This is a genomic window from Microbulbifer sp. ABF4_148, assembly GCF_056158985.1.
In genome coordinates this window covers 1,870,203-1,891,898 of the sequence record NZ_JBSWUI010000001.1, presented here as the reverse complement: position 1 = coordinate 1,891,898, position 21,696 = coordinate 1,870,203, and the positions used below count along the sequence as shown (strand labels likewise).

Annotated in this window: 15 protein-coding genes; 14 read left to right on the top strand and 1 reads right to left on the bottom strand. The window is 57.0% G+C overall.

The window, feature by feature from the left end:
* The first annotated feature begins 5 nt into the window (after positions 1 to 5).
* The 13 genes from ACXAD0_RS08160 to ACXAD0_RS08100 all read left to right on the top strand — a co-directional run bounded on the left by ACXAD0_RS08160 (position 6) and on the right by ACXAD0_RS08100 (position 15,207).
* On the top strand, positions 6 to 662 hold the full coding sequence (locus tag ACXAD0_RS08160) for a NuoB/complex I 20 kDa subunit family protein (RefSeq protein ID WP_475087875.1): 657 nt from the start codon (positions 6 to 8) through the stop codon (positions 660 to 662).
* A gap of 4 nt (positions 663 to 666) precedes the next feature.
* The gene (nuoC, locus tag ACXAD0_RS08155; protein WP_475087874.1) at positions 667 to 2,472 is read left to right on the top strand and encodes an NADH-quinone oxidoreductase subunit C/D; all 1,806 of its coding nucleotides are present in this window, start codon (positions 667 to 669) and stop codon (positions 2,470 to 2,472) included.
* A gap of 52 nt (positions 2,473 to 2,524) precedes the next feature.
* Entirely contained in the window at positions 2,525 to 3,091 is a 567-nt protein-coding gene (gene nuoE, locus ACXAD0_RS08150; RefSeq protein ID WP_475087873.1) for an NADH-quinone oxidoreductase subunit NuoE, read from the top strand.
* The gene (gene nuoF / locus ACXAD0_RS08145; RefSeq protein ID WP_475087872.1) at positions 3,069 to 4,376 is read left to right on the top strand and encodes an NADH-quinone oxidoreductase subunit NuoF; all 1,308 of its coding nucleotides are present in this window, start codon (positions 3,069 to 3,071) and stop codon (positions 4,374 to 4,376) included. Before nuoE ends, nuoF begins: the two co-directional genes overlap by 23 nt.
* A 26-nt stretch (positions 4,377 to 4,402) precedes the next feature.
* Positions 4,403 to 7,270: an NADH-quinone oxidoreductase subunit NuoG gene (gene nuoG, locus ACXAD0_RS08140; protein ID WP_475087871.1), complete on the top strand. Its 2,868-nt coding sequence runs from the start codon at positions 4,403 to 4,405 to the stop codon at positions 7,268 to 7,270.
* Positions 7,267 to 8,223, top strand: coding sequence for an NADH-quinone oxidoreductase subunit NuoH (gene nuoH, locus ACXAD0_RS08135; protein WP_475087870.1), 957 nt, complete (start codon positions 7,267 to 7,269; stop codon positions 8,221 to 8,223). The genes nuoG and nuoH overlap by 4 nt, the downstream gene beginning before the upstream one ends.
* 15 nt (positions 8,224 to 8,238) lie before the next feature.
* A complete protein-coding gene (gene nuoI, locus ACXAD0_RS08130) occupies positions 8,239 to 8,757 on the top strand; it encodes an NADH-quinone oxidoreductase subunit NuoI (RefSeq protein ID WP_475087869.1) in 519 nt (172 codons plus the stop codon).
* Between the two features lie 65 nt (positions 8,758 to 8,822).
* Entirely contained in the window at positions 8,823 to 9,350 is a 528-nt protein-coding gene (gene nuoJ, locus ACXAD0_RS08125; protein ID WP_475087868.1) for an NADH-quinone oxidoreductase subunit J, read from the top strand.
* 2 nt (positions 9,351 to 9,352) lie between these two features.
* Complete coding sequence (gene nuoK / locus ACXAD0_RS08120) at positions 9,353 to 9,673, top strand: NADH-quinone oxidoreductase subunit NuoK (RefSeq protein ID WP_475087867.1); 321 nt, start codon at positions 9,353 to 9,355, stop codon at positions 9,671 to 9,673.
* A gap of 1 nt (position 9,674) precedes the next feature.
* The gene (nuoL, locus tag ACXAD0_RS08115) at positions 9,675 to 11,513 is read left to right on the top strand and encodes an NADH-quinone oxidoreductase subunit L (RefSeq protein WP_475087866.1); all 1,839 of its coding nucleotides are present in this window, start codon (positions 9,675 to 9,677) and stop codon (positions 11,511 to 11,513) included.
* On the top strand, positions 11,510 to 13,135 hold the full coding sequence (nuoM, locus tag ACXAD0_RS08110) for an NADH-quinone oxidoreductase subunit M (protein WP_475087865.1): 1,626 nt from the start codon (positions 11,510 to 11,512) through the stop codon (positions 13,133 to 13,135). The genes nuoL and nuoM overlap by 4 nt, the downstream gene beginning before the upstream one ends.
* 2 nt (positions 13,136 to 13,137) lie before the next feature.
* On the top strand, positions 13,138 to 14,667 hold the full coding sequence (locus ACXAD0_RS08105) for an NADH-quinone oxidoreductase subunit N (protein ID WP_475087864.1): 1,530 nt from the start codon (positions 13,138 to 13,140) through the stop codon (positions 14,665 to 14,667).
* An 81-nt stretch (positions 14,668 to 14,748) separates the two neighbouring features.
* Positions 14,749 to 15,207 (top strand): hypothetical protein, encoded by a 459-nt coding sequence (locus ACXAD0_RS08100; protein ID WP_475087863.1) that lies wholly within the window; start codon positions 14,749 to 14,751, stop codon positions 15,205 to 15,207.
* 90 nt (positions 15,208 to 15,297) lie between these two features.
* Here the strand turns inward: ACXAD0_RS08100 and ACXAD0_RS08095 are convergent, their stop codons facing one another.
* A complete protein-coding gene (locus ACXAD0_RS08095; RefSeq protein WP_475087862.1) occupies positions 15,298 to 17,790 on the bottom strand; it encodes a TonB-dependent receptor plug domain-containing protein in 2,493 nt (830 codons plus the stop codon).
* A 427-nt stretch (positions 17,791 to 18,217) separates the two neighbouring features.
* On the opposite strand from ACXAD0_RS08095, the gene ACXAD0_RS08090 reads away from it, so the two are divergent.
* A complete protein-coding gene (locus tag ACXAD0_RS08090; RefSeq protein ID WP_475087861.1) occupies positions 18,218 to 21,580 on the top strand; it encodes a chitinase C-terminal domain-containing protein in 3,363 nt (1,120 codons plus the stop codon).
* Positions 21,581 to 21,696 lie beyond the last annotated feature (116 nt).

The following is a 21,696-nucleotide window of genomic DNA, read 5'->3' as shown; positions in this document are numbered from 1 at the left end:
GCAACATGCGCTGGAAGTTAACCAAAGCCTCTCAGAGCAATAATGTCATCGCCGCAAGTGACGGGCGAGATACCCAGGAAATCTTTTCGGAGGAGATCAAGCGCAATGTGCTCCTCACCAAACTGGAGGATATGGTCGCGTGGGGACGCGCCAACTCGCTGTGGCCATTCAACTTCGGGCTTTCCTGCTGTTACGTGGAAATGGCAACAGCCTTTACCAGTCGCCATGATATTTCCCGGTTTGGCTCCGAAGTGATTCGTGCCACGCCACGACAGGCAGATCTGATCGTCATTTCGGGAACCGTATTTATGAAAATGGCACCGGTCCTGGAGCGTCTGTATGAACAGATGATGGAGCCACGCTGGGTCATTTCGATGGGGTCCTGTGCAAATTCCGGAGGCATGTACGATATCTATAGCGTCGTGCAGGGCGTCGACCGCTTCCTGCCCGTCGATGTCTATGTCCCCGGCTGCCCGCCCCGGCCGGAAGCCCTGATGCAGGGCCTTACCTTGCTGCAGAAATCGATCGCCAGTGACCGCCGCGCCCTGAGCTGGGTGGTGGACGATCAGGGGCCTCGCCAGGTACCGCGCCCAAGCCAGAGGGACCTCCACCGGGAAGAGCGAATGGCCGCACAAAAGCTGCGCGCTCCAGACACGGTGTAACCCTATGACCGGCGTCATCGCTACCAGCGAAACCATCCAATCGCCCTACGCCGCGGCCGCGAAGCACTTTGTCGCGGATCTTGCACAGCAGTCGCCCGATCGCAGTTACTGGTTGCAGCCGGATTGCGTCGACATCCCAACGATCTGGATCGGCCAGGAACAATTGTTGCCACTGCTGCGTTTCCTGAAGACAGAGATCAGCCAGCCGTTCGCCATGCTGTATGACCTGACCGCGATCGATGAACGGCTGCGCGCAGAGCGTGGGCAGGGAGACAGCCAACAGCCCCAGAGCGACTTCACACTGGTTTACCACTTGCTGTCGGTGCAGAGGGACCTGTTCATCCGGGTAAAACTGGCACTGCCAGAATCAAGACTCAGGGCACCGTCGGCCACGGCAATTTGGGAAAACGCCAACTGGTACGAGCGGGAGGTGTGGGACCTCTTCGGCATCGAATTCTGTGGCCATCCCAATCTGCGGCGCATCATGATGCCCGACACCTGGAGCGGCCATCCGCTGCGCAAGGATCACCATGCGCGCGCAACAGAAGTCGACCCCTACACGCTGTCCGCGGAAAAAGAGCGCGAAGAGCAACAGGCCCTGCTCTTCCGACCGGAAGAATGGGGCATGGCGCGGGCCAGTGACAGCGCAGAGTTTATGTTTCTGAATTTGGGCCCCAATCACCCCAGCGTGCATGGCGTATTCCGAATTGCACTGCAGCTGGATGGTGAGCAGGTCGTCGATGCTGTACCGGATATTGGCTATCACCATCGCGGTGCTGAAAAGATGGCCGAGCGTCAGGCATGGCATAGCTATATGCCCTATACCGACCGGATCGACTATCTCGGCGGGGTGATGAACAACCTCCCCTATGTACTCGCCCTGGAGCAGCACGCGGGCATCCGTGTGCCTGCACGCGCGCAGGTAATTCGCGTGATGATGTGTGAGCTTTTCCGCATCGCCAGCCATCTGGTGTTCTACGGCACATTTGCTCAGGACGTTGGGCAAATGTCGCCGGTGTTTTACATGTTCGTGGATCGGGAAAAGCTGTTCGGTATTGTCGAGGCAATTACCGGGGGGCGCATGCATCCCGCATGGTTCCGTATCGGTGGCGTCGCCCAGGACCTGCCCCATGGCTGGGACAAAATGATTCGTGACTTTCTCGACTACATGCCGGCCCGTTTGCAGGAATACGAGCAAATGGTGCTGAAAAACAAACTGGTGCAGCGTCGCTCGGTCGGCATCGGGGTGTATGACACCAGCGAAGCGCTTGAATGGGGAGCCACCGGTCCGGGGTTGCGGGCCACCGGCCTCGAATGGGATTTGCGCAAGCGGCGACCGTATAGCAGCTACGACCAGTTCGAGTTTGATGTGCCGGTGTTCGATGGCGGCGACTGTTTTGATCGCGCCCGCCAGCGTGTGGAGGAGATTCACCAGAGTTTGCGCATCATCCGTCAATGTCTCGACAACATGCCACCGGGCCCCTACAAGTCGGATCATCCCCTGACGACGCCACCGGACAAACGTCACACGATGCAGGACATCGAGACCTTGATCCAACATTTCGTTAACAACAGTTGGGGGCCGGTAATCCCCGCGGGGGAAACCTGTGTCCCCATTGAAGCCACCAAAGGGTTGAACAGCTACCAGATCATCAGTGACGGCGGAACCATGTCGTATCGTACGCGGATCCGTACCCCGTCGTTTCCACACTTGCAGATGATTCCATTGATGTCTCGAGGCCTGCTGGTTGCCGATCTGATTGCCATCATCGCCAGTATTGATTTCGTCATGGCCGACGTAGACCGCTAAATATCTGACAACCGTGAAGCAGGGAACTGTGCAAGACGGAGAAGAAAAAAGTATGTCCACCATTATCGCGGTAGACAGGAAATCGGAGGATGGCCCGGCTGCTCCTGGGAAACGTCCGGATGACGACGCCCTCTCTGACGCGGAAAAGCGCGAAATCGAACACGAGTTCACACTCTACGAGCAAAAGCCATCTGTCGCTCTCGAGGCGCTGCGCATTGTACAGAAGCATCGGGGCTGGATTTCTGACCAGAGCCTCCGCGCTGTCTCGGATTATCTCCAGGTGCCGGTCGCCCACCTGGAGAGCATCGCCACATACTTTCAACTCCTGTTCAGGCAACCGGTTGGCAAGGAAGTCATGTTCCTGTGCAAAAGCGCGAGTTGCTGGATCACTGGCTGCGACCAGCTACAGGCGCACCTGAAAAATAAGCTCGGAATTGAGCCCGGGCAAACGACCCGGGATGGCGTTTTTACCTTGCTGGAATCCCCCTGCCTGGGCGACTGCGACAAGGCCCCGGTTTTGATGCTGGGAGAACAGATGCATCAAAACCTGACTTCGAACGATCTCGACCAACTTATCGAACGGAAAATGCGGGAACATGCTGAGCAATCCTCTGACTAAAAATATCGGCTCTGACAATGTCGCAGCAGACCTCAAACGCTATCGGGAAAATGGCGGCTACCGTGGGTTGGCGAGCGCGCTGGCGCAAACACCCGCCGAAGTGATCGAACTGCTCAAAGACGCCGGGCTCCGCGGCCGTGGGGGCGCGGGCTTCAATACGGGACTGAAATGGAGTTTTGTGCCCACTGGCCCGGAGAGCCCGTCCATCCGATACCTCGTATGCAACGCCGACGAAATGGAACCCGGCACGTTCAAGGATCGCCTGCTCATGGAGCGGGATCCACATCTGTTAATCGAGGGCATGGCAATTGCGGCCCATGCCATTGGTGCACAGACCGCGTATCTCTTCATCCGCGGAGAGTATCACCTGGCCACGCGCCGGCTCGAGCAGGCTATTGGCGAAGCCCGGGAATTCGGCTTACTCGGTGACAATGTCATGGGAAGCGGTGTGTCCATCGACATCCATATCCATCGCAGTGCCGGCAATTATATTTGTGGCGAAGAAACCGCGCTGATCAATGCACTCGAAGGGCAACGTGCCATACCGCGCGCCAAACCACCTTTTCCCCAGGTGAGTGGCCTCTGGGGAAAGCCCACGGTGGTCAACAACGTGGAAACTCTGTGCAATCTGCCACATCTGGTCGAGCTCGGGGCAGATTGGTTCAAAGCCCTTGGCCGCGGTACCGATGCCGGCAGCAAACTTTTCGGCGTCAGTGGACGCGTCAAAAATCCCGGGACCTGGGAATTGCCGATGGGCACCCCGATTCGGGAAATCATCGAGCATCACGCAGGTGGTATGCAGGATGGGCTGCAGCTGAAAGGCTTCCTGCCAGGCGGCGCCTCAACCGATTTCCTGGGGCCAGAACATCTCGATTTGCCGATGGATTACGACGTCATTGGCAAAGCGGGAAGCCGTATGGGGACCGGCACCATTATCGTGCTGGACGACCATACCTGCCCCGTTGGGCTGGTGCTCAACCTGACTCGCTTTTTCGCGCGTGAATCATGTGGATGGTGTACTCCATGCCGGGATGGACTGCCGTGGGTCGTATCGATCCTGGAACGTATCGAACAGGGCGAGGGGCTTCCCGAAGATCTCGACCTGCTTGTGGAACACACCCGACGCATGGCACCGGGACATACTTTCTGCGCACTGGCTCCCGGTGCGGCAGAGCCCATCCAAAGTGCCCTGAAACTGTTTGAGCAGGATTTCAACGAACACATCACCCACGGCTACTGCCCCTATGCGCCAGCGACAAAGCGCAGGTCTGCTGCTTTGAGCTAGCCGCGAATGCTACAGGAACCGATAACATGCCGAAAATCACCATCGACGGCAGAGGTTACGAGGTAGAAGACGGACAGAATGTATTGGCGGCCTGCCTCAGTCTCGGCCTCGATCTACCGTATTTTTGCTGGCATCCAGCCATGGGCTCCGTGGGTGCCTGTCGTCAGTGTGCCGTTATTGAATTGAAGGACAGTGAGGATACGCGCGGACGCCTGGTGATGGGCTGCATGACACCTGTCCGGGATGGCGGTATTTACAGTATCAATGCGGAACCTGCACGGGAGTTTCGCGGCGGTGTCATCGAAAACCTGATGACCAATCACCCGCACGACTGTCCAGTGTGCGAAGAAGGTGGAGAGTGCCACCTTCAGGACATGACCGAGATGTCGGGGCATACACACCGGCGCTTTAACAACCGCAAGCGCACCCATCGCAACCAGGATCTCGGCCCCTTCATCAATCATGAAATGAACCGGTGCATTGCCTGCTACCGCTGTGTCCGCTTTTACCGGGATTACGCCGGAGGAGAAGATCTCGAAGTACTGGGGCGTAACAATCAGGTGTACTTCGGCCGCCAGCAGGAAGGAAAGCTGGAAAATGGCTTTAGTGGAAACCTCGTTGAGGTCTGTCCCACCGGGGTCTTCACGGATCGCACCTTCAGCAACCATTACACCCGCAAGTGGGACCTGCAAACCGCACCTTCCATTTGCGAACACTGCGGGGTGGGATGCAATACAGCACCCGGGGCACGAGCTGATACAACCGGCAGAGGCGAAAACCTTCGCCGTGTGAGCAATTTATACAACCCGGACATCAACGGCTACTTCCTGTGTGACCGCGGTCGTTTTGGCTATGAGTATGTCTATGCCGACAACCGGTTAAAACAGGTGCTCAATGTCCGATCTGAAGCTCTCATCGAGAGTACCGCGGCCGCGGGCGACAAGTTACACAGGGAGGTCGACCCCCAACGCGCCGTCAGCCATCTCGCCCAGTCGATTTCAGAGTCGCTGCGCGGACGCCGTCGTCTGATCGGTATCGGTTCCCCGCGTACGTCACTGGAAAATAACTTTGCCTTGCGCCAGCTGGTGGGAGCGGAAAATTTTTACGCAGGCCTCAGTGCACGAGATATTGAACTGGTGCAGTTGGTGGACCGGATCCAGCGGGATCCTCGTATCTACGTACCCAATACCCCCGAGATCGAAGCAGCCGACACGGTAATCATCCTCGGCGAGGATATTGCCAATACCGCACCGAGAATCGGCCTGGCAGTTCGACAGGCCGCACGCGCAACCCAGAGGGAGCAGGCACAAGCCCTCAAGATTCCCCTCTGGCAAGACGCCTCTGTGCGCCAGCTTCAGGGCCATGAAAGCCAGATCTACATTGCCTCACCGACCACAACCGGACTGGACGATGTGGCAGCCGCACGCTGGCTCGCGACCCCCGCCAACATCATCCAGTTAATCGAGACCCTGATAGCCGCGCTACATGGCAGTTCAACAGCCAGCGCCCTGCCCCCGGAGATTAAGCAGCTGGCCGATACCATCGCCACAGCGCTCAAGCATTCTCGCCACCCGGTCATTGTCAGCGGCTGCGGCAGCGCCAATACAGAAATCCTGCAAGCTGCCGGCAAGCTTGCCACCGTCATCGCCGATCGACAGGGCTACCCCTGCGCCACCTACCTCGCCTGCCCCGAGGTGAATACACTTGGCCTGATGCAATGCTTCGATGACACACCCGTCCCGCTCGAAACACTGTCTACCCTTCTCAACGATCGCGCGCCGGACACCGCACCGGTCACACTGCTGGTACTGGAAAACGACCTGTTCAGACGCGCTGCCTCACCCGTCATCGATGCACTGTTCGAACAAGCTGACGAGTCGATCCTGATCGACAGTTTGTATCACGCCAGCGCGCGTCGCGCCGACTGGATATTTCCCTCCGCCGCAGTACCGGAGTCAGAGGGTACGGTCGTCAATAGCGCAGGCCTGCTGCAACGACATTACGCAGTCTATGAAGGTGAGGGATTTATCCAGGAAAGCTGGCGCTGGCTGGTGGATGCCGCGGCCTATGTGGAACTCGCGGGCAGCGGCAATCAACAGGAGAAACGTATCGATATCATGCGTCAGTGGCAACACTGCCACCAGCTGAGTGATGCAGTATCCGCAGAGATCCCCAGCCTGCAGCATGTCGGCGCCATTGGACCCGACGAAACCTTCCGCATCGATGGCCTGAAGATTGCGCGACAGACCCATCGCGCCAGCGGACGCACAGCGCTGCACGCTGACCAGCATGTGAAAGAGGAGCGCCCACTGACCGATTACGATGCGCCCATGAGCTTTTCCATGGAGGGTATCCAACAAGCCGGTGCGACGCCCCTGCAGGCAAACATCTGGTCACCGGGCTGGAACTCCAACCAGGCGCTGCACAAATTCATTGATGGTGCAGACGGCCCACGGGAAGGTACCGCACGGCCATGTCATCTGGTTCGAACACCAGAGCCGATGTCCTCCCCCACCAAGATGAGTAATGGAAATCCACTTAACTTACAGGTCGCTCCGATTTATCAGCTGTTGGGATCCGGTGAACTGAGTAATGCGGCCTCGGCCATCGCCGGGCTCTGCGAATCGCCCTTTGTCCTGTTCAACCGTGAGGACGCGGATCGCTGCGGTATCGCCGCCGGCGACCTGGTGAGCTTCACGCTGCACACGCACACCTACCAGCTGGAGGCGCAAACCGGTGAGCCCATTGCACCCGGCGTAGTCGGTATCCCATGTGGTTTGCCGGAAATCGAAACCCTCACTTCCCAGATGTTTGGAGCATGCGAAATTGAGCGCGTCGAACCTTCAAGCCAGGTAATGAGTCGCGAGACACCCTCGGCGGGAGAGCACATATGACATCCGCAACCTGGCTTACGGCAGCCAATATATTGGGGGTTCTGATTACCGCTGTCGTCCTCGCCGCATTACTGACCTGGGGGGAACGACGCCTGCTCGGCCTCTGGCAGGATCGCCCCGGTCCAAACCGCGTCGGGCCCTTTGGGTTACTGCAAGTGGTCGCGGATATGATCAAGCTGTTTTTCAAGGAAGATTTCATACCGAAATTTGCAGACATTCCGGTTTTCGTACTGGCGCCCACGATCGTCATGGCCACCATGCTGCTGGGCTTTGCCGTGATTCCTGTGGCGCCCGCCATTGGTGTGGTGGACCTCAACATCGGCCTGCTGTTTTTTCTGGCGATGTCCTCCATGGCCGTATACAGCGTAATTCTCGGCGCCTATGCCTCGAACAACAAATATGCCTTACTGGGCGGGCTTCGCGCCGCGGCACAGACGGTTTCGTATGAGGTATTCATGGGCCTCAGCCTGATGGGAGTCGTTATGATGGCGGGCACGTTCAATCTGAGGGAGATCGTGCTGGCCCAACAGGAAGGCTGGTACATCTTCCCCCAGTTTGTCGGCTTCGTGATCTTCTTTATCGCCGGTCTCGCCGAGAGCCATCGCCTGCCATTCGACTTACCAGAAGCCGAACACGAACTCGCAGCGGGCTTTCACACTGAATATTCTGGAATGAAGTTCGGCATGTTCTTTGTCGGCGAATATCTGTCTGTCATTTTGATTTCATCCCTGATCACCACGCTGTTCCTGGGCGGCTGGCTCGGCCCCTGGTTGCCGCCGGTGGTGTGGTTCTTCCTCAAGGCGTTCGCACTGGTCGTTCTGTTTATTCTATTGCGTGCCGCAGTACCCAGACCACGTTATGACCAGCTCATGCAGTTTGGCTGGAAAATCATGCTACCGCTGTCCCTGGCAAACCTGCTCGCCACCGGAGGCATCCTTTTATGGCTTCAGTAATCGCGGAGACCCGTCATGATCGCTAGCCAACTACGCAGCATGTGGCTGGTGTTCCGCCACCTGTTTAACCGCAATGCCACGGTACAGTACCCGGAAGAAAAGCCTTACCTGGCGCCGCGCTACCGCGGTCGTATTGTGCTCACCCGCGACCCGAATGGGGAAGAACGCTGTGTCGCCTGTAATTTGTGTGCAGTTGCCTGCCCGCCCGACTGTATTTCCCTGCAAAAAACAGAAGATGAGGACGGCCGCTGGCGGCCAGAATTTTTTCGTATCAATTTTTCCCGCTGCATCATGTGCGGGCTCTGTGAGGACGCCTGCCCAACCTATGCGATCCAGCTCACGCCGGACTTCGAAATGTGTGAATACGACCGGCAAAACATGGTGTATGAAAAACAGGATCTGTTGATCAGCGGACCTGGGAAGTACCACGAGTACAGTTTCTATCAGGTGTCCGGTAAAGCCATCGCCGGCAAAGACAAGGGAGAGGCCGACCGGGAGGCAGAACCGATTAATGTCACCGCTCTGAATCTCTAGTTCGGGAAATATCTACCATGGGATAGATACCCGCACAGGCATCAAAAAAGAATAAGGAGATCACCGTGCTGTCAATCTCATTTTATTTGGTCGGCCTGGTCGCCATCGCCGCCACCACAATGGTCATCGTGAGCCGCAATGCGGTCCATGCGTTATTGCATCTGGTTGTTTCGCTACTGGCCGCAGCGGTGATTTTTTTCCAACTGGGCGCTCCCTTTGCCGCCGCCCTGGAAGTCATTGTTTATGCGGGCGCGATCATGGTGCTGATGGTTTTCGTCATCATGATGCTGAACCAGGGCGATGCCGCCACCACGCAGGAAAGCGAATGGTTGAGGCCTCGGACCTGGTTGTTGCCCTGCTGCCTTTCCGCGGCGCTGCTGGTGCTGCTCGCCCCGTCACTAATCGCCGGTAGCAGTTCGGGCGCAGGCAATGCCCATACCACGCTCAGCTATATCAGTGCCCGGGATGTGGGTATCGCGCTATTTAGTGGATATCTGCTTGCGGTCGAACTGGCCTCCATGCTCCTGCTTGCAGGTCTCGTGGGCGCCTTTCATCTCGCCCGTCGTCACTCCACCGTTCAGGAAGAGGAATAAATATGCTAGCGGATACACCGGTTGCGGCGCTGCAGCACGGACTGCTCCTTGCGGCGATACTCTTCTGCCTCGGGCTGATCGGGGTGCTGGTCCGGCGCAATATCCTGTTTATGCTAATGAGCATTGAAGTCTGCACGAATGCCGCCGCAATGGCTTTCGTTATTGCCGGCGCGTACTGGGGCAATGCCGATGGACAGGTGATGTTTATTTTCATCATCACCCTTGCGGCTGCCGAAGTAGCAATTGCACTGGCACTGGTGTTACAGCTGTACCGTCGGCGCCACACAGTGGATATCGACCAACTCAATTGGATGCGGGGTTAGCATGGAGCAACTGACTGGCTGGATAGCACTGCTACCCTTACTGGGCTTCCTGACACTCACTTTCTATCCGCTGCTGACCGGGCGCGAACCTTCGGAAACCTTTTCAGCTTGTATCGGCGTGGGGAGCATTGGGCTTGCTGCCCTGCTGTCCTTTACATTGATGCTAACGATATTTTTCGGCAAGCCCGATGCCGTGCTGACCGTCAATCTTTGGCAATGGCTGGAAGTCGGCGGCCTCTCCCTGGGCTTTTCATTCCGGGTCGACTGGCTCACCCAGGTGATGCTTCTGGTCATCACCGGGGTCGGTTTCCTTATCCACCTCTACTCGGCGGGCTATATGCGTGGCGATTCGGGCTACCGTCGCTACTTTTCTTACCTGAACCTGTTCGTCTGTGCGATGCTTATTTTGGTCATGGCGGATAACCTTGTGCTGCTGTACCTGGGTTGGGAAGGAGTCGGGTTGTGCAGTTATCTGCTGATCGGATTCTGGTACCGCAACCCGGACAATGGCGCAGCCGCGCGGAAGGCATTTATCGTTACCCGTATCGGCGACACAGCAATGGCGATCGGACTGTTTCTGCTATTCAGTCGATTCGCGACACTGGAGATCACTGCACTCAACAATGCGGTCGCCACATCGCCAGTCAATGACCACATGCTCACGCTGGCCGCGCTGCTCTTGCTCGGTGGGGCTGTCGGAAAGTCCGCACAGCTGCCATTGCAAACCTGGTTGCCCGACGCAATGGCCGGCCCGACTCCGGTCAGTGCCCTGATCCATGCGGCAACCATGGTAACCGCCGGCGTCTACCTGATTGCCAGAATGCACCCTCTGTTTCTCTCGTCTGCACTGGCCATGGAGGCAGTGGCCTGGACGGGCGCACTGACACTACTCATCGCCGGCTGCAGTGCACTGGTGCAAACTGATATCAAAAGAGTGCTCGCCTATTCCACGATCAGCCAGATTGGTTACATGTTTCTCGGGCTCGGGGTCGGCGCCTGGTCCGGTGCGGTATTTCACCTGATGACGCATGCCTTCTTCAAGGCGTTGCTGTTTCTCGCCGCAGGTTCCGTGATTCTCAGTCTGCACCATGAGCAGGATCTTCGTGCAATGGGGAGCTTGCGAAGAAAAATCCCCCTGACCTTTATCTGCTTTACCGCAGGGACCCTCTGCCTCGCTGCACTGCCCTTTACTTCGGGGTTCTACAGTAAGGACCAGATTCTCCTGCAGGCCTGGCAGAGCCTCGAGGGCTTCAGTCCAATATGGCTGGCCGGTGTGATTGGGGCACTGGTCACCGCAGTGTACAGTTTTCGCCTACTTTTCCTGGTCTTTTTTGGGGCACCCGGCAAGGCCTCGTCCCATTGCCACGATGCCAACACTGGCATCATGGCGGCGCCACTGATGATTCTCGCCACACTGGCATTAACCGGCGGCCTTATCGCTCCGCCTGTCCAGGCAATCTTCCCTGCGGGTATTAGCGGCAACCCGTCAGCCTGGGTGGAAGTGCTTCTCATCGCGACTCCCATCATCGGAGCGATCATTGCCTACTGCCTGTTCCGTTTTGATCTCTTGCCGGTCAGCCCCCAAGGGTGGCTGGCGAAATGGTGGTACAGCGGCTGGGGTTTCGACGCCATCTATCGTGGCCTGCTGGTGCATCCTTTCCAGTGGCTAGCAAACCTGAATAAAAACGACATCGTCGACGGCATGTACCGGGGTATTACCTCGGCATGCCGCAACCTGCACTTACTGATGAGCAGTACGCAGAACGGTCAGATTCGCTGGTATCTATCGACGATTATCGCCGGGTCCATTTTACTTCTCGCAATCCTGGTGGCCATATGACAATCGCACTCATCATTGGTGTTTTGCTCGGGGGCGGCATTCTCGCCTGGCAAAGCGAGCGCCTGATACCCGGTTTCAGTCGCTGGATCACCTTGCTATCGGTCTTGCTTGCCCTCGCACTGGCAGCCACCTTTGTCCCCCAACTCACTGCACAACTGTCCACACCGCTCGCCGAATACCAGCCCCTCGGCACAGTGCAGCCACAATGGTGGCAAACATTCGAGCTCACCTGGATTCCCAGATTCGGTATCAGTTTTTTCCTCGCGCTGGATGGGCTGGGCTACCTGCTCCTGGTATTGACTCTTATTACCGGCGTATTTGGACTGCTCGTCACCTGGAACGAAATCCACTTTCGACGCGGTTTTTTTTACCTGAACTACTTGTGGACACTGGCTGGCGTCGTGGGTGCCTTCACCGCCATCGACCTGTTCCTGTTTTTCTTCTTCTGGGAAGTGATGTTGATCCCCATGTTATTGCTGGTCGCCATCTGGGGGCATGAAGCGCGCACCTACGCTGCCATTAAGTTCTTTATCTTCACCCAGGCCAGTAGCCTGCTAATGCTGATCGCAATTGTGGGGCTGGTGTTCGTCCACTATCGCGCATCCGGTCAGGTCAGTTTTAATTATCTGGATCTGCTGGGCGCCCAGATGTCCCCTGCGACCGCCTACTGGCTGATGCTCGGCTTCTTCATTGCGTTTGTGGTGAAGCTGCCAGCGGCTCCCTTGCACACCTGGCTTCCCGATGCCCATACCCAGGCACCAACCGCGGGCAGTATTCTACTGGCGGCCATCCTCCTTAAAACCGGTGCCTACGGCTTGCTCCGCTTCACGCTACCGCTGTTCCCCGATGCCTCAGTCCAGTTCGCCCCGGTGGCCATGGGGATCGGCGCAATCAGTATTGTCTACGGCGCCATACTGGCCTTTGCACAACGGGATATGAAACGCCTGGTTGCCTATTCGAGTGTGAGCCACATGGGCTTCGTGCTCCTCGGGTTGTACGCACTCAATACGATTGCCATTCAGGGGGCCGTCATGCAGATGATCGCCCACGGATTGAGTACCGCAGCACTGTTCGCTCTCGTCGGTGCGCTCCAGTACCGCCTGCATACTCGTGACATGAGCGGTATGGGCGGCTTGTGGACGGAAGTCCCGCGTCTCTCGGCGATCGCACTGTTTTTCGCAATCGCATCACTGGGCCTGCCCGGCCTGGGAAATTTCATCGCAGAATTCATGGTCTTGCTCGGCGCCTTTGCCGACCACCCCTGGATGACCGTACTGGCCGCCCTCGGGATGATTGGCGCGGCGCTGTATGCACTAGTGATGGTACAGCAAGCATTCTTTGGCGAGTCCCGGCGGGCAAACCCCAAACCAGGCTCCACATTGCCGGACCTGAACTTGCGTGATTGCACCGCCATGCTGGTGTTGGCAGCGGGACTGGTTTACCTGGGCCTCAAGCCCCAGCTGGTATTCGATACTGCCGCCCCTGCTGTTGCCCAGGTCGTCAGAGAGACGCCTGCGGACATATCCACGCTTTCCCGACCCGACAAAGAAGGAACTGTGGTCGCCCGCGCAGACAGCAACCCGTACCGGTCGCCCTCGAACGCTAGCGACAAGGGAGATTAACCATGACGAGTCAGGAACTTCTTGCGATCTTACCGTTGTTAATTCTTTCGGCAGGCATTGTGTGGCTACTGCTGCAGGTCTCCTTCTGGCGAAATCACCGCGGCGCATTGATCGCAACGCTGGCGATCCTTGCACTGGCGATCTGGAGCTGTTTCATTGTCGCAGGACGCTTACCCGATCGGGCAGGCATCGAGGTCACCGACCTGTTCCTGATGGATTATGGAGCCCTGTTTTTTCAGGTATTGATGCTACTGGCTGCAATACCGGTGGCTTTTCTCGGTTATCACTACCTGAAAGCGCGCCAGTGCGACGCTGTACCCGGCAGCCTCCCGGAGGAATTTTACATTCTGTTACTGCTGGTCATATTGGGAAGCTGCTGCCTGGCGAGTGCAAGTCACTTCGCCAGCTTGTTCCTCTCGCTCGAGCTGATGGGGCTGGCTCTCTATCCACTACTGGGTTTTTCCGTCATCGGCGAGCGCTCCAGCGAAAGGGAGCAATTACTTTCCCTTGAATCCTCCACCAAATATTTAATCCTGTCGGCACTTTCTTCCGCCCTCCTGCTGTTTGGGATCGCAATGGTCTATGCCGGTAGCGGTGGTCTCGAATTTTCCGCCGCGGCCGCGGCGCTGCGATCATCTCAAACGCCAGATTTGCTGATGCCCGCCGGCTTTACCCTGCTGCTGGTGGCCGCCGCCTGCAAGTTGTCTTTGGTGCCCTTCCATATCTGGACACCGGATGTCTATCAGGGTGCACCCACCCCGGTTACCGCTCTCATTGCGACGATTGGCAAGGGAGCGGTCATCGCGGTTGTGCTGCGCTTGTTTTCCGAATTGGAGCTGCTGTCCGCACCTGCATTGAATACAATGCTGGTGGTGATGGCGGTGAGTTCGATGCTGGTCGGCAATCTTCTGGCACTGCTGCAGCAAGATGTGAAAAGGCTCCTGGCTTATTCCTCAATCGCGCATATTGGCTACCTGTTTGTCGCCTTTATGCTGAGTGGCAGCACATTCGGTGTCGAAGCCGTGATTTATTATCTGGTCGCTTACGTCATTACGACACTCGGTGCCTTCGCTGTAGTGAGCCTGATTGCGGACGCTGCAGCGCCAAATCTTCCAGGCGGTGATACCCCTCCATCAAATCAGCGTGAAAACCCGTTTCACCTCGAGCACTATCGGGGATTACTGTGGCGGCAGCCGCTCCTCGCCAGTTGCTTCGGGGCGATATTGCTCTCACTTGCAGGTATTCCACTGACGATCGGATTTATCGGCAAGTTTTATATCTTTGCCGCCGGAGTACAGGGACAACTGTGGGTGTTGCTTGGCGCCGTAGTGGTCGGCAGTGCACTGGGGCTTTACTACTACTTGCGATTGCTATTGATTATGGTTCAGCGAGAGGAAACCCCGGAACCGTCACTCTCTGCAACGGAAGCCGTTGCGGTACCAGGCCAGCTTCTGGTATCAATACTGACAGTCGCATTACTGGTTTTCGGAATTTTTCCTCAACTCTTGATCAACTGGATTAATGCGCTATAACCAATAGTGAGGAATGTGGATTAACGAGACAAGGACGATTGCAACACTGATAACAACAGCAATTTCCGCGAAGGCATGCCTATGAAAACGTTCAAGCAAGCGTACGAAGTCCTGAAAGACGCTGAGAAATTCCATCTCGATATTGCCCATCTATACAGTGACCTGTATGACAGGTCTGACGATAATCGCACGAGGCTCCTGTTGAAGCACATGCTTGAGCATGAGGAGCGCATGGCGAAAAATCTATCCCACTATGGCCAGGTTGCGCAGAACAAAGTCATGCAAACCTGGCTGCAATACACCAATGAAGAATCGCCTCAGGACTTCATTCGCCATCTCAACCTCAGTGATCCGCCCGATATCCAGGAGATCAACAAGGTAGGACGGGAGGTCGATCGATACTTTTCCGATTTGTACCAGTCGGTTCACGGCTCGATAGAGTCGACCGAGGTGAAAGAAGTGTTCGAGGACCTGAAGCACATACAGGACAAGGAACGGATTACGCTGTCGATGGCAACGAACTCGCTCTGGGATATGTAGCCGATACGGTCATACCAAATAAAAAAACCCGCATGCAGCGGGTTTTTTTATGGGGGAAGACTCCCGGGACTAGCCCGGAAGTCATCCGACTCAGAACTCGTAACGGGTTCTCAGGTAGTAGTAGCCACCTTCAAAACCAAACGGCGAGAACTGACTGTAGCGGTTGCCCACGCCACCCCGGGCACCAGGATTTTCTTCCGGTGTCTGGTCCAGGACGTTCTGTGCACCCAGGATTACCGAGGCATTATCCGTAAAGGAATAAGCCACCTCGGCGTCCAGCAAGGTCTCCCCGCTATAGTCCTGCGCATCCTCAGAATCAAACCAGTCATCGTAATAGCTCACACGGGCAAGGAAACGCCAGTCACCCACCACGGTATTACTGGACAAATTCCAACGCGTTTCCGGCAAACCATCTTCCAGCTCACGAATTCGGGTATCGTCAATAATGCCCGGTGTGAAGCTGTCTACACTGGTCTGGGTCTGGTTAAACGCCAGGCTGAAGTCGGTATTGTCACCGATTGCATCGGTTCCATAGGTTGCAACAATATCGATACCCTTGGTGGTGGTATCGAAATCATTGGTAAAGAACCGGAAGTTCTGCAGGTTTGCGGCACTGGTAACACCGGAAGCAACCAGGCTATCGACTTCCTGCTGGGTTAGGGAGAACAGCTGGGACGGAGCGATGCGGTCTTCCACTTCAATATTGAAATAGTCGACGGTCACATCGACAGCACCGACAGAGAACACAGCGCCGAGGGTCCAGTTAGTGGACTCTTCCGGATCCAGTGCCTCGCCACCGCGCAGTTGCGCTACCGGGTTAGTGGAGGGAATGGTGCCGTTGTTCACCAGATCATTCAACGCCACATCGAATTCAGTCGAAACGTTAAACGCGTTGGATTGGCCCGGAGTCGGTGCACGGAAACCTGTACTCAAAGAACCCCTCAGTGAGAAGGTATCGGTAATTTCGAGGTTACTGGCGAGCTTGGCATTGGTCGTGGTTCCGAAGTCTTCAAAGTCTTCAAAACGTACGGCCAGGCCAACCAGCCAACCTTCCACCAGATCCGCTTCCAGATCCACATAGGTCGCGATGTTGGAGCGACTCCACTTGCCACCAGCCAGCGGACTGAACCCCGGGAAGCCGTTGGAGGCTGCACTGAAGCCCTGCGCCGCCAGCGGACCAATCTCGTAGGAAGCCTGGTCACCAGTGGTGATTTCGAATGTCTCATCCCGCCATTCGAAACCGGTTGCGACGTTCAAATCGGAAGCGAGCCCAACGTCATATGACTTGACGAAATCAACGTTGAAGTTTTTCTCCAGCTGGGTGTAGTCACCCGGATTAAAGGTGGTCGGCGTCTGCGGACCGAGCGAGGCGTTAACCGTGTTGTAAATGAAGAAGTCCACATCGTTGTAGCCAAGCGAGGCGCTGACGTCATAGCCCCAGCCGTTCGCCAGCTCGCCGCGCACGCCCGCTACACCCGCGAGATCGGTAACGTCACCACCGAAGCGCGGGGTGAAGCCGCCGGGGAACAGTTCCTGGAACGAGAAACACTCCGCGCTGGCGATTGCCTGTTCATGGGTGAAGCCATCGCAGCTGTCCAGACCGTTACTGGGATCCAGATCACCAATCAGTGGTTGACCGCCGGAGGCGAATACGGCGTTGCGGGTTTCCGGATTACGGAAATAGAAACCGCCATCCACATGCTTGCTGGCATAGTTACCGAACGCATAGAACTCTTTATTGCCACCCAGGTCGACGCCGAGGTTCACTGCGGTCTTCAGGTCATCAGAAATTTCTGGACGCCCCCAGACTTGCGCCGGATTGGCAACATCGGTATTGCCTGCCGCAATCAGGTCCGCGGCATCCTGGCGCTGCACACTGCGATCGGTGTCATCTGCAGAACCCACTTCGAAACTGGCATTCACAAAGCCGTTGGCGGTAAATGGCATGCCGTAGTTGCCAGCTACCGTAAAGGTGCGACCGTCACCTTCGTAGAACTGGCCCGCTTTCACCTCGATGGCACCGCCTTCGGCATCCTCTTTCAGGGAGAAATTAATCACCCCGGCGATCGCATCAGAACCATATTGAGCTGCAGCCCCATCGCGCAACACTTCGACCTGCTGCAGGGCAATAGAAGGAATCTGCGAGATATCCGGACCCTGTGCACCATCGGAAACCCCATTACCCAGCCAGGCAATCACAGCCGCACGGTGACGGCGCTTACCGTTGACCAGCACCAGGGTGTGATCCGGAGCCAGGCCACGCAGGTTGGCCGGACGAACAAGGCTGGCAGCATCACTGATGGGCTGCGTATTGACGTTATAGGAGGGGACAACGTTACGCAGCAAGGAATTGAGGTCTGAGTCCCCCTGATTCACGAAATCATCACCGGTAATGATATCGATCGGCACGGCGGAATCGGCTGCGGATCGGCCCTCCACGCGGGTACCGATACTGATGACCTCTTCCATGACTCGCTCTCCAGCAGCTTGCTGGGCTTGTTCCTGGGCCAGGACCGGGCTGGATGCTGCGGCGATCGCTACCGCCAGCAGAGTCGGGTTACTCAGTAGATTGATTGGCTTCATGTAGGCTTCCATTTAGTTTTGTTATTCGTGCGCGCCCCTTACCGGCCTGCGAACGGAGTGGTGTCCCACAACGGCACCGATCATCGACGCCATTGAAAGTTGCGGGACATTGCCGCTTCCAACTCACGCGCGCTCCCTCGTTTCTCTCCTCAATCCTGATCGATAACATCACGGACCAGGAAACAAGACGCGTTGCCTTGCTCCGGTCATATTCGCCTAAAGTTCCGTTTTGATCGTGACATGGATCACAACTAAGCCCTGATGTCACCGAAATCCTCTTTGTTTTCCGCACCTGTCATCAAAACGTTCCTTTTCGCATTGCGCGGGCATAGACTCGCTGATACTTTGACAGCGGTGTCATTTTGGCGATCGCATCACCTAACTGCCGATGACCAACAACAAAAATAACTTGCTCAAGGTGAACCCAATGAAACAATCACTCGCGCTCGGCGGTCTTGCCGTGGCGATCTTTGGCGCTGGCCAGGCCCACGCCGTGGACTGCACGGGCCTCCCGGACTGGGAGGCTGCCACCGCCTATAACGGTGGTGCGGAAGTCCAGTACAACAACAATGCGTATCGGGCCAACTTGTGGACGCAGAACCAGAACCCGGAGCAATTCTCCGGCCAGTATCAGGAGTGGACGTTGCAGGGCGCCTGTGACGGCGCTGCCGACCAGCCCCCGGCCGGCTCCATCACCGCCCCTTTGCCGGGTACGACTTTCAATGAAAATGACAGCGTTATCATTTCTGTCGACGCCAGCGACGATAACCAGGTCGTCAGCGTCGAATTTTTCGTCGATGGCGTCTCTATCGGAACGGATACCAGCGCGCCCTGGCAGGCCAGCTGGAACGCCGTCGCCGGTAGCCCAGTACTGCGTGCGCGCGTTGTGGACAATGCCGGGCAGGACGCCTTTACCACAGACGTCGCCATCACCGTTTCCGCGAGCGGCCCACAAGCGCCTGTCGTCTCGCTCGATAGCCCCGCGGACGGCAGCCAGTTTGATACCGGCGCATCTGTCGTCATCACCGCCAGTGCCAGTGATGCCGATGGCAATATCACATCGGTAGAGTTTTTTGTGGATGGGAACAGCCTGGGCAGTGATACCAGCGCGCCCTATTCCACCGATTGGACGGCAGCCCAGGGCAATCATGTCCTGCATGCGGTAGCCACGGACAACGACGGCCAGAGCACCCAATCAGCCTCAGCCAGCATCGACGTCAGCACACCCGATAACCCACCATCCGTGGCACTAGATAGCCCCATCGACGGCAGTGTGTTTGAGGAAGGCGCCAGTGTCAGCATCGCCGCGACTGCCAGTGACGCCGAGGGTGCGATTTCCAGAGTGGAGTTCTTCGTCGCCGGGCAAAAGGTTGGCGAAGACACGAGCGCACCGTTTAGTGTCGACTGGGTCGCCACTCCGGGTAGTGCGTCCGTGTTCGCCAGGGCGTTTGATAGTGCCGAGCAGTCAACGGATTCCGCCCAGGTTTCAATCACCGTCAACGGTGAACCGGTGGTAAGTGATTTCCCCTGTCGCCCTGACGGTTTGTTTACCAGCCCGGGGACTTCACCGAACTACTGCGATATCTATACCGCGGAAGGCCGGGAAATCATGGGCGCTGATCACCCGCGTCGTATCATCGGCTACTTCACCAGCTGGAGAAATGGCGCCAACGGCCAGCCAACGTATCTGGTGAACGATATTCCCTGGGACAAGATCACCCATATCAACTACGCCTTCGCGCATATCAATGACAACAACGAAGTGTCCGTTGGCAACACCGCCGATCCCGCCAACCCGGCCACAGGCATGACCTGGCCCGGCATCGGCGGCGCGGAAATGGATACGGACTTTAGCTATCAGGGCCACTTCAACCTGCTGAATAAATTCAAGAAACAGCATCCGGAAGTACGTACTCTGATTTCCGTCGGTGGCTGGGCGGAAACCGGTGGTTACTTCAATGAATATGGCGATCGTGTCGACAACGGTGGTTTCTATACCATGACCACCAACGCGGACGGCAGTATCAACCATGCCGGTATCGAGACATTTGCCAATTCCGCCGTGGACTTTATTCGCCAGTACGGTTTCGACGGTGTGGATATTGACTATGAATACCCCACCTCGATGAACGATGCCGGCAATCCGCTGGACTTTGGCGTCGCCAATCCGCTGCGCGGTTCGCTGATGGAATCGTACGTTGAGTTGATGCGTGTCTTACGCGAGAAGCTGGACGTTGCGGGCGAGCAGGACGGTACCCACTACATGCTGACCATTGCCTCGCCGTCTTCCGGTTACCTGTTGCGCGGCATGGAAACCATGCAGATTACCCAGTACCTGGACTACGTCAACATCATGACCTACGACCTCCACGGTGCGTGGAATGAATATGTGGGTCACAACTCTGCGCTCTACGACAACGGCGAGGATCCCGAGCTGGCCGCAGCGAGTGTTTACTCCACTTCCCAGTACGGCGGTATTGGCTACCTGAATATCGATTGGGCAGTGAAGTACTTCCGCGGATCCATGTCCCCCGGCCGAATCAATATCGGTATTCCCTACTACACGCGTGGCTGGCAGGGCGTGAGCGGTGGCAATAACGGTCTGGGCGGCTCCGCTGCACTGCCGAACCAGTCCGACTGTCCGACCGGTACCGGCGGTTCCGCCAAATGCGGTTACGGTGCGATTGGCATCGACAATATGTGGCACGACCTGGATGAGAACGGGATAGAAATGGGGGCCGGCTCCAATCCCATGTGGCATGCCAAGAACCTGGAGAATGGCATCCTCGGTTCCTATGTCACCGACTACGGCCTCGATCCCGCAGGGGACCCGGACGATGCGTTTGTGGGCACGTACGTACGCAACTATGACGCAGTCTCTGAAGCACCGTGGCTGTGGAACAGCAGCAAGAGTGTGTACATCTCCACCGAAGACGAAGAGTCAATGGATGCGAAGGTGCAGTACGTCATTGACCAGGGTGTCGGTGGCATCATGTTCTGGGAGCTCGCCGGTGATTACGACTGGGATGCTGCCAAGGGCGAGTACTATATGGGCTCCACCCTGACCACCCTCGCCTACGACAAATTTGCCAGCGCGGCCCCCTACCGCGAGCAGCGCAGCGATCGCATAACCCCGTCCGAAGCAATCGATGTGGGCATCGAGATTTCCGGATTCAAACTCGGCGACCAGAACTACCCGCTCAACCCCAAACTGTATATCACCAATAACACCGGTGGTGTGTTGCCCGGCGGTACCGTGTTTGAGTTCGACATGCCGACGTCGACATCCAACATCATTTCCGACCAGAGCGGTGCCGGTCTTGAGGTCATCGAGGATGGCGCCAACACCGGTGGCGGCAATGTCGGCGGACTCGAGAACGAGTTCCACCGTGTGCGCTTCGCCCTGCCGGGCTGGCAGGATCTTGCCGATGGCGAGACCTGGGATATGACCATGAACTACTACCTGCCGGTCTCCGGTCCGCAGGCCTACACGGCCACCGTGAACGGCACGACGTACGCACTGGCGTTCGAGCATCCGGAACTGCCACTGGCGACGCTTGCTGGTGGTGGCGACGGCGGCACTGGCGGAGGTAGCGGAGGAAGTAGCTGCGTCGATGCCGGTGTCGATACCAGCGGACTGGTGACCTATCCACAGTGGCCCTCTGGCGACCACGCCAGCGGCGGTCAGCAAATCATCCATGACGGCAGCGTTTATCGGGCAAAGTGGTGGACCAATTCGGTTCCCGGTAGCCCCGACGGCAGCTGGGAATTTGTCTGCAGCCTGAACTGAGTCCCGGCGGGGGCAGGAAGCCCCCGTTTGTTTCGACAGGATGTTGCAAATCTCTCTCTGAAGTTGTTACAGGTTAATGTTCCTGTACTTGCCCCGGTCTCCGGGGCCTTTTTATT

Coding starts and splice junctions, on each gene's coding strand:
- nuoK (WP_475087867.1), top strand. CDS start 9,353: ATGCTAGCGGATACACCGGTTGCGGCGCTGCAGCACGGACTGCTCCTT.
- nuoM (WP_475087865.1), top strand. CDS start 11,510: ATGACAATCGCACTCATCATTGGTGTTTTGCTCGGGGGCGGCATTCTC.
- nuoC (WP_475087874.1), top strand. CDS start 667: ATGACCGGCGTCATCGCTACCAGCGAAACCATCCAATCGCCCTACGCC.
- ACXAD0_RS08100 (WP_475087863.1), top strand. CDS start 14,749: ATGAAAACGTTCAAGCAAGCGTACGAAGTCCTGAAAGACGCTGAGAAA.
- ACXAD0_RS08105 (WP_475087864.1), top strand. CDS start 13,138: ATGACGAGTCAGGAACTTCTTGCGATCTTACCGTTGTTAATTCTTTCG.
- nuoH (WP_475087870.1), top strand. CDS start 7,267: ATGACATCCGCAACCTGGCTTACGGCAGCCAATATATTGGGGGTTCTG.
- nuoG (WP_475087871.1), top strand. CDS start 4,403: ATGCCGAAAATCACCATCGACGGCAGAGGTTACGAGGTAGAAGACGGA.
- ACXAD0_RS08090 (WP_475087861.1), top strand. CDS start 18,218: ATGAAACAATCACTCGCGCTCGGCGGTCTTGCCGTGGCGATCTTTGGC.
- nuoL (WP_475087866.1), top strand. CDS start 9,675: ATGGAGCAACTGACTGGCTGGATAGCACTGCTACCCTTACTGGGCTTC.
- nuoF (WP_475087872.1), top strand. CDS start 3,069: ATGCTGAGCAATCCTCTGACTAAAAATATCGGCTCTGACAATGTCGCA.
- ACXAD0_RS08095 (WP_475087862.1), bottom strand. CDS start 17,790: ATGAAGCCAATCAATCTACTGAGTAACCCGACTCTGCTGGCGGTAGCG.
- nuoI (WP_475087869.1), top strand. CDS start 8,239: ATGATCGCTAGCCAACTACGCAGCATGTGGCTGGTGTTCCGCCACCTG.
- ACXAD0_RS08160 (WP_475087875.1), top strand. CDS start 6: ATGCGCTGGAAGTTAACCAAAGCCTCTCAGAGCAATAATGTCATCGCC.
- nuoE (WP_475087873.1), top strand. CDS start 2,525: ATGTCCACCATTATCGCGGTAGACAGGAAATCGGAGGATGGCCCGGCT.